This is a genomic window from Verrucomicrobiota bacterium (assembly GCA_037139415.1).
Classification (GTDB): Bacteria; Verrucomicrobiota; Verrucomicrobiia; order Limisphaerales; family Fontisphaeraceae; genus JBAXGN01.
On record JBAXGN010000261.1, the window covers coordinates 1 to 8,088 of the forward strand.

An 8,088-nucleotide genomic window follows, 5' to 3' on the forward strand; every position below is an offset into this window, starting at 1 on the left:
CTTGCCATGAAGAGAATATATCATATTTAGTCTCAACTTGAAAGCAAATTAGAATAAGTCATCAGTGCGCGATGGGGATCAGCCGGCTGACGAAGAAAAGGATAATCAGCAGCGCAAAGCCAATGCCCAGACTCCAGGCGATCAGTTTCTTTTCCACGGGCAGCAGCGGCTCGTACTCCATCGCTTTGATTTCTTCGGCGATTTTTGGTGCTTCAGCCATAAAATATAAATGGTGTTAAATTAGCGGGGGTAAAGGTTCATGGTAGTGCGGGTGGCACGAGCGGCGGATGTACGCCGCCGAAGAAAACCCAGGAGATGACCAGCCCGAACCAGATGATGAATCCAAAGAGGCCCACCACATACACCGCCGCCAGTCGGCCGATGCCCTCTTCCCATAGTTTCTTGAAGTTGGACACGACGCCGATGGCAAAGAACGTCAGGGCGAAGAACATCACGCGGAAAATATTGGCTTGTTCGGAGGCGTTCTTGGCCGGGCCGGCCGTCACTTCCTTCTTCATGACCGTTACCTGTTTGGTGACCGTCTGGCCGGTGGCCGGATCGTTCACTTTTTGCTCGGTGGTGACCGGCACGGATTTCTCGGACTTGATGAGGGACGGAAAGGCCAGCCCCAAGCCGAGGAAGAGGACGAACGTGAGCAGGTATCCGATGACGAACTTGGGAAAGCGCTGCCAGATTTCCGCGGCGCGCACCTTGTCGCCCTCGCGCTTTTCAATGTAGTTGGCCCAGATGAACGCCAGGATAAACGCCCAGATGCCGATGAAGATATCAATGAACACTTTGATGTTGGTGGCGGTGTTCAGAATCCAGTCCTTTTCGTAGTAGATGCCGTGCCCGGCAGCTTTGGCCAGGATGAGCGCATCCGTGATGGCCCCGGCGGCCGTGGCGGCTCCGTCGGTTTTCACGGCCAGTCCCATCCAAGCCCCGGCGACCAGCGGTTCCTGCCACAAAAAGGTCTGCGCCAGGAACGGAAGAATCAATAATTCCACGACGGCAAAGACGACCACCAACGAGGAAACCATGATGGGCACCACAGGCCGGGCGCGAATGGCACCGCCGGTGGCAATGGCCGCCGACACCCCGCAGATGGAGATGCCCGAGGCAAGCGGAGCCGCCCATTCCCGGCTGAATTTGAAATACTTTCGGGCGATGAAGTAGATCACGGCCCAGTAAATTAAGTAGGCCTCGACAATGGCGCAGAATCCCCGAAGCATGATATTCCCAGCGAGCGAGGGGGCCTCCAGCGCCTTGATGCCGACGCCCGCGCCCATGATGACGATGGCGGTCTTGACGAACAATTCGGGACGGATGGCCTCCTTGAGCGACGCGGCCAGGCGCGGCAGAAAATTGCCCACGATCAAACCAGCCAGCAGGGCGAGGATGAACCCGGCTTCGCCGGTCAGTTTAAGCGACCAAGTGAGTGCAAATTTTTTCTGATCGGCAGGGGTGACGGCGGCGATGATTGCGTGGTTGCCCAATAACCAGCAGCCAAAGGTGATGGTAAAAACCAGGGTGAAGGCGTAGCAGAATTTCTTGAGGTTACCGCCCAACAGCCAGTTGCCGAAGCCGATTACGCCCCCCAGGAACAGATAGGTGGCCACGATGGCTCCCCAGCCGGGCAGCCACTTGAAGGCCGCGGATACGGGGGTAACGGCCTTGGACAGATCCGTCCAAGTGCCCACCTTGGCCCCAAACCCAAGGAGATCCACCCCGCCAAATACGCCCAGGGACAAAATAAACACAGCCAGGCCCGTCCAAAAGGCCAGCCAGTCTTCGCTGATTATCGGTTTGCGTTCGGTCATAGCGCGCGGCTGCCAACTCTCCGGGCAGGTGCCGCAGGCGGCGGGACCACGTCTGAGAGTACAGCTTTGCGCGTGTGTTTGTGCCAGCAGTTGGGGGCGTTGGCGAGCCTTTTTATCAGGATTTGATTGCACCCGGATGACGGCGGGTGTTATGCCCGGCGCCGCCGCGATGCCGGGGTGTCAACCGGGCGGCGCCACAGGTTCAATAATCGATATTAAATGTTGTAATAATTATCATTAACTGCATTTATAAAGCATTAAAAATATCAAAAATAATGTTTGCCATCCAAAAAGATTCTGGTAGAATGCCTCTCGTTAGCCGGAGTATCGCCTAGGGCTTGAATCAGGGGTGATTGGGTGGCAGGCGATGGGCCGGCTGTGTGGCAATGTGGAATAACAACTGCAATGAACCATGCCTCAGTGGGTATCGCCGGTCAGGGTGATCGCTCCTGGTTGTGGCGCATGAGGCCGTAGGGCGTCATGCGGAGTTTGCTGGGAGTTATTTCGCGACAAACCGTTAAACCTAAATCAATCATGAATAAACGAACTATTCAGCATATCGCAACCTTGGCGCTTGGTCTGGCGGCTGTCTTGGCTGGTGCGCAATCGGCCCAGGTCCAGTCTTCCGACGGCGGATTCGAAAAATGGATTCAAGACATAAAACATCCGAGTTACTGGCTGACTTGGGGTGGTGATATCCGCGTGCGGGAAGAGTACTTGGACAGCGTCACGACGATGGGGAATGCGAATGCCCCGCGCAGTTTGCAAAACTGGGTACGCTTTCGCGGACGCGTCTTTGCCACGGTTGCACCGTTTGAGCCGGTCAGCGTGAATATGCGCCTGACGACTGAACCACGGTATTACATCGCCGAAACCACCGTGGGGAACCGGATGTTCTCGAATCGTCGAGGCATGGATTGGACGGAGGGCGTGATTGATAATTTGAACCTGAAGGTCACCAATCTGTTCGAGGGCCCGGTGACCCTGACGCTCGGGCGTCAGGATATCATGCTGGGGGATGGCTGGCTGGTCATGGATGGCACCCCTTTGGATGGCTCCCGAACCACCTTTTTCGATGCCGCCCGCATGACCATTGACATGCCGGACGACAACCTGTCGCTGGACCTGATGTACATTGACCTGGGCGCGATGAATAACCGTGTTATGCCGGTCATCAACGCGCGCAGTGATCGGGCGCTGACGGATCAGAATGAGCGTGGCCTGATTGCGTATGCGACCTTCAAACCGAAGAAAGAGTTGGAGGTGAATGCCTACTTCATGTACAAGCATGACCAGCGTGTTTACGAAGATCGCGTTTATACTCCTTATACCGGCTATCAGACGGCGCGCGGCGACAATGGGGATATTTACACTCTGGGTGGTCGGGTGGTGCATGACGCCACGGAACATGTGCGGGTGTCAGTTGAGGGTGCCTACCAGTTTGGCCGCAAGCAGGAGACGGGAACACCCATGGGCGCGCGGTCCAACACGCTTTTTGGAAATAATTATCACTCTATCAGCGCGTGCGGCCTCAACAGCCGGATCAGTTATCTGGTCAAAGACAAGATGAACAACGTGGTGTACCTGGCGTATGAATACGAATCGGGTGATGATCCTTCCACCAGCAAGGACGAACAGTTTGACCCGATGTGGGGCCGGTGGCCGCGCTGGAGCGAAATGTACATTTATTCCTATCCCAACGAAACGAAAGTGGCGTTCTGCTCGAACGTGCATCGCGTTGGTCCGGGTTGGACCATTTCGCCAAACAAATATTTGGACTTTGTTGTGAATTACAATCTGCTGTATGCGGATCAGGCGGTGCCCACGCGCGCATCCGTGGCGTCCACCAGTTTTTCCCGTCATGGGCATGATCGCGGGCAGTATTTGCAGGCCATCATGAAAGCCAAGTTCAACAAACATCTCGTCGGCCATCTCTGGGCCGAAGTGATTTGGCCGGGTAACTTCTACTCGTTCAAGGAACAGATGACGTTCCTGCGCTGGGAAGTGATGGCTTCATTCTAAGCCGCTGGTTTTATATCAGGGCGCCGGCATGTTGCGTTGCTGCCCCCTGTTTAGCAGCAAACGGAAGGGTACCTCCCCCTTCCGTTTCTTGTTTATGCGGGATGGACTTTTGGACGCCGGTTGCCTAAGATTTCATCAGTTTATGAAGCACAGAAAAATCATCGGGCTGGGGATATTGGTCGTGGTTTTGGTGGTCGTGGGCATTCCAGTGCTTCAGCATTACCGACTCAAGAGCGCAGTGACAGCGTACCGTAATGAGCTGCGCGCCAAGGGGCGCAAAACCTCGATTGCCGAGGCGATACCGCCAGCACAGACGCGGGGACCAAATGGGGCCTATGCGTTGCAGGGGGTGATCAACCGGTTTCCCTCGCTCAATTTTTCTAATCAACCCTCCAGCATGTTGTATGTGGCTCCCGGCAAGGCACGGGTAGCCTGGCAAGAGGCGTTTTTAAGGCAATCGGATAATACCAACATCTGGACTGGATTGGCCCAGGATTGGAAAGAACAACGGGAAATGCTCGCGGAGCTGCGACAGGTGATTGAGGAAAATCCGGTCCTCGATTTCCGGCCCAATTATACTGCTGGTGTAATGATGCTCTTGCCCCATCTGACTCCCGTAAAAAAGGTCGCACAAATATTGAATGCGGTGATGTTATTGGATTTGCACGCCGGACAGACAGAAGAGGCTTTCAAATCCATGCGGGCCAGCCTGCTGATGGTGGCACATTATGACAATGAGGCGGTCTTGATCTCTCAGTTTGTACGCTATGGCTGCCACGCGATAAATTTTAACATGCTCTGGGAAGCTTGGCAGAGTGATGCCTGGAACGATTCCCAGTGGCAAGAGTTGCAACAAATACTTGAAGCGACCGATATACTGCGGCCCGCTATGATGTCGTTGGAAATGGAACAAGCGTTCAGTGCGAATACTTTCCAAAAAATACGTAACAATCCAGCCTTGCTGCGTAGTTGGGCTATGGGTGCTGGAAATACTTCAGTTACCAGCATTGTGGATCAAGTGAAAGCAATTTTGGATGAACCGAAGGAAGCCATGCAGGATTTCCGACTCCATTACATCTGGCCGTATTGGGCCTCCTATCACCATGAATTGAACAACCTGAAACAATGGGAATATTCGCTGCAGGCGATATTGGATACGACGAAAAATGAGAATATACAGAAATCATCTATTAACTTGCGCGCATGGATAGAAGACTGCACCGATGGAAGATGTTGCCCGGATGATCCGATCGAGTCCATGTTTGCCAATGCCCGAGCTAGTGAGGGATATCTCAAAAAAATAGCCGCTGCCGAAACTCTGCGCCGTATGGCCATCGTCGCCATTGCGCTCAAACGTTATCATCATCAACATCAGAGTTATCCAGAAAAATTGGAAGGACTGGTTCCTGTTTTTCTCAAAGCCGTTCTCAAGGACATCATGGATGGGCAATCCCTGCGATACCGACTGAATACGAACGGCACCTTTACTTTATATTCGGTGGGGGAGGATGGAATAGATCAAGGCGGCGAACCTGGCACCGGATACAAGAGCGATACGCGGCCCACGTTGCAACGCGGCAAGGATTGGGTATGGCCGCAACCGGCGACGGCAGCGGAAGTGGATCAGTATAATGAGTCTTTGGACAAGTCCCGGTTCAACAGGCGTCGGAAATAATTCGAGCGTATCACGCGCTGTGTTGTTTTATAGATCCTGGTTTCCGGCCACCATAATATAGTCACCACCCCCAGCTTTGGTTTCTGGTTACTTGTCTTTAATTCAATCTGGGTATGCACATCATTCCCCTGCTCCCTGCATCTTGTGGTTGGCGCCCCGGCGCCGTCCCCCCATCGGCAACTATGTCCGCGAAGGGAAATAAAGTGCATACCTAGATAATTCAATACGGCCAACTCGGCGCGAAAAGTTCCCTGGAAAAGTTATTGAAATCTGGGGAATGGTCCTTTAAAGTGATCCTGCGTCTGGCGTCAAACCCGGACGTGTCGGGGCGTAGCGTAGCTTGGTAGCGCGTCTGAATGGGGTTCAGAAGGTCGTGAGTTCAAATCTCACCGCCCCGACCATTTTACTCCCAGAAAAAGGTAACACGTCCGAAAGTTTGAAAAGGGTCTAAAACTACCTAAAAAAGGGTTGTAACGCACGCGGCACAAAAACTGCATCAGTCTTGCAACCTCTCTGCACTCCACCTGCCAATCGGGCAAACCGCCGTTGCAAGCCACGCCTTGGTCTTCGTACATCCGCACATTGAATGGTTGCACTTACCCAACCCCAGCCTGGCATTCTCCACCCAGTAAGGCGTACAAGCCCGGCATTGCGCCAGCCTGCCATCAAACACCTCACCACTCACAACCGGAAACCCAGCCCGCGCCCAGGCTGACACTGCCCCAGCAAAATTCCCAACCATCCTCCCAAAAGAAGGCCCGTTTGGATCATCCCGCCTATATATATACTCCAACTCTGCCAGCGCCTGGTCATCCAACTCCACATACTTCCCAACAACCACACCCCGACCAACCACATCCTCCACATACCCAGCCGGGCGACTCGCAGCCACCTCCCGAATACTCTTCAGCGCGATCCTCATGGCGCGCACACACAATTAATCCCAAACAAATAATACGCCACGTTACAAGGCGTCCCGATCACCGCGCCAGCCGGGAACACCGGCGTACCCTCATCCGGCAACAACTCATCCGCATCAAAGACCGTAGTGCAAGTCGTAGCCTCCCCATCCACATGATAATACTCACACACCGACAAAAAATACCCCTCGAACTTCCCCTTGCCAGCATTCATAGCCTGACAATCCGATACCCGGAACCCCCGATTGCACCCATCCACACTATTATATAAGTCCTTCACCTGGATCCCGCTGATATAGCCAGGTGTTGTCGCGCCATAATCCTTCGCCAGGCACCGCCCCCGCGCGGCCGCCCACTGGGCATCCCCGGTGGCCTGCTCCGACTTCGTACAAGTCTGCACCACCGTCAACGACTTATAATGCGGCACCCCCATGCCAATCGTGTACGCACCCTCACCCTCACCCACCGTTTTTTCATACCAATCCCAATACCAAGGCAACTCCACCACGAACGTCGCCGGCGTACTATTCGCCGTGTACCGGCAATCCGTCATATTATTTGGGTAACTCGAAGAAGGCGTATCCCCGTTATACGTCGAAGAACCATCAAATATAGCTGGAAAAGACTCCGCACCCCAACCCGGCGTATTCGGGTACACCCACCTCCACGCATCCGGCAGCGTCTCATGAAAAAAAGTCCGGCTCACCCACGTCCAAGTCGCCACCTCATCCGGATCCGGAGCCGTCCCCAGGCTCGGCGTCGTCATCGCCGTATCAATCGTGCACGTGCTCTTCCCAGTCGTCTGGTCAATCTCCCTGGTGATCTGGCACTCCGCGCTCGTCATCCCGGCCCCAGACACCAACGTATCCTCCACCCACGTCTTCCACCGCTCCAACAACCCCGGATATACTTGGAATGGCAGATCATCATTTAATGGTGACAAAGGCCTCCCCAAACGCTGCCCCGGCTGCCGCAGTCCACTCTGGTGGATGTTACGAATGCGGAGACCAGGAGCAGGCCGACCAAAAGTGAGTAATAGCACGCCTGAGAGCTGAGATATCTAATGAGTAATTGCAACTCACTGGCGCCGCGATCGCTTGATCCGTGAAAAAGCCTGCATCTGATCCCCGCCTCGCTATAAATTCCAGTTCCCTGCAATCCTCCTGCACCCTTCCCGCAAACCCTTTCCAAACATTACTTCCCAATCATTTCCGCTGCAACCATCCCAAAATGCAGCATTCCATTCGTACCCCCTTGAATTTTAGCTTCTTCACGTCAATTACAGCCAATTCCAATCATTAGGTCTGCGCCGCAAAACAACATTTCCAGTAAACCAGCACCCCCCTCTTGACACCCATCCACCACGCATTCCCCCATCCATAGAACGCTCATACCATTTTGCTGGCACCAACAAAATGGTCAGCGGAACCAATGAATAACGTCCCAGCGATTAACCAGCCAGATTGATAACCTGGGCGTCGGCCTTGGAAATAACTGGCGCATTCCAACATCATTTGACGTGTTCCATCGTTATCACGGTTTCGGTTGGTTTCGTTTTGCATGAGTAATGGCGAAAACAATGGTTCATAGCAACCCAAAGGGTGTGTGACCGGAGAGTAACTTTGTTCAAGCGGCGATTTGGAGTTTGAGG

The 8,088-nt window shown here is 53.9% G+C and carries 6 protein-coding genes and 1 tRNA gene; 3 read left to right on the forward strand and 4 right to left on the reverse strand.

Annotated features, from left to right (window positions below; translation table 11 throughout):
• Positions 1-61: 61 nt before the first annotated feature.
• Both WCO56_27465 and WCO56_27470 read right to left on the reverse strand, forming a co-directional pair.
• Entirely contained in the window at positions 62-220 is a 159-nt protein-coding gene (locus tag WCO56_27465; protein MEI7733341.1) for a hypothetical protein, read from the reverse strand.
• Between the two features lie 37 nt (positions 221-257).
• Positions 258-1,820 carry a putative sulfate exporter family transporter gene (locus WCO56_27470; GenBank protein MEI7733342.1) on the reverse strand — a complete coding sequence of 521 codons (1,563 nt, stop codon included), beginning with the start codon at positions 1,818-1,820 and terminating at the stop codon, positions 258-260.
• A gap of 534 nt (positions 1,821-2,354) precedes the next feature.
• Here WCO56_27470 and WCO56_27475 point away from each other — a divergent pair.
• The 3 genes from WCO56_27475 (at position 2,355) to WCO56_27485 (ending at position 5,918) form a co-directional block, all read left to right on the forward strand.
• Positions 2,355-3,842: an alginate export family protein gene (locus WCO56_27475; GenBank protein ID MEI7733343.1), complete on the forward strand. Its 1,488-nt coding sequence runs from the start codon at positions 2,355-2,357 to the stop codon at positions 3,840-3,842.
• A 397-nt stretch (positions 3,843-4,239) separates the two neighbouring features.
• Positions 4,240-5,517, forward strand: a complete 1,278-nt coding sequence (locus WCO56_27480; GenBank protein MEI7733344.1) for a hypothetical protein — start codon at positions 4,240-4,242, stop codon at positions 5,515-5,517.
• 324 nt (positions 5,518-5,841) lie between these two features.
• Positions 5,842-5,918: transfer RNA gene (locus WCO56_27485), tRNA-Pro, on the forward strand.
• A 517-nt stretch (positions 5,919-6,435) separates the two neighbouring features.
• Here WCO56_27485 and WCO56_27490 read toward each other — a convergent pair.
• Both WCO56_27490 and WCO56_27495 read right to left on the reverse strand, forming a co-directional pair.
• Positions 6,436-7,380, reverse strand: a complete 945-nt coding sequence (locus tag WCO56_27490) for a hypothetical protein (GenBank protein ID MEI7733345.1) — start codon at positions 7,378-7,380, stop codon at positions 6,436-6,438.
• A 445-nt stretch (positions 7,381-7,825) separates the two neighbouring features.
• Positions 7,826-8,088, reverse strand: a 263-nt coding sequence (locus WCO56_27495; GenBank protein ID MEI7733346.1) for a hypothetical protein, incomplete at its 5' end; no start/stop codon positions are given.

What these genes read in the sequence shown, in the direction of transcription:
- WCO56_27465 (MEI7733341.1), bottom strand. Translation starts at nt 220, where the DNA reads ATGGCTGAAGCACCAAAAATCGCCGAAGAAATCAAAGCGATGGAGTAC.
- WCO56_27475 (MEI7733343.1), top strand. Translation starts at nt 2,355, where the DNA reads ATGAATAAACGAACTATTCAGCATATCGCAACCTTGGCGCTTGGTCTG.
- WCO56_27470 (MEI7733342.1), bottom strand. Translation starts at nt 1,820, where the DNA reads ATGACCGAACGCAAACCGATAATCAGCGAAGACTGGCTGGCCTTTTGG.
- WCO56_27480 (MEI7733344.1), top strand. Translation starts at nt 4,240, where the DNA reads ATGTTGTATGTGGCTCCCGGCAAGGCACGGGTAGCCTGGCAAGAGGCG.